Source organism: Kurthia sp. Dielmo, from assembly GCF_000307285.2.
Classification (GTDB): domain Bacteria; phylum Bacillota; class Bacilli; order Bacillales_A; family Planococcaceae; genus Kurthia; species Kurthia populi.
On the sequence record NZ_CAEP01000218.1, the window covers coordinates 1 to 355 of the forward strand.

A 355-nucleotide genomic window follows, 5' to 3' on the forward strand; every position below is an offset into this window, starting at 1 on the left:
GTAGTCTCTTTCACTTTTATCTTTTAAGTATTCTTTAAACTCCTCTAGTTGCTCTACATCACGTATAGGCTCAACAAATCTCATACAATCATCCACCCTTCATCTGTAATTTTTTCTTTGCATCGCTTCAATATATTTTCTACAGTCGATTTAGGCTTGTTGGTTAATAATGAAATCTTTCTTAAACTTATATTATTAGCAGCCATCATTAATATTTCTTTTTCATCTTTATTTAATATGCTCAATAACTCATTAATCATATTTTCTTTTTCATTAGTATTCTCTATTTGTTCATCACTATTATCAGGAATAGGCATTATGTGTTTCACATAATATTGCATCAGATATGGTTCCA

1 protein-coding gene is annotated in these 355 nt (G+C 28.7%); it reads right to left on the minus strand.

Translation table 11 applies throughout. From position 1 onward, the window contains the following. Positions 1 to 80: 80 nt before the first annotated feature. The coding region (locus KTHG_RS00335) for a sigma-70 RNA polymerase sigma factor region 4 domain-containing protein (RefSeq protein ID WP_222424331.1) at positions 81 to 355 on the minus strand (275 nt) is incomplete at its 5' end.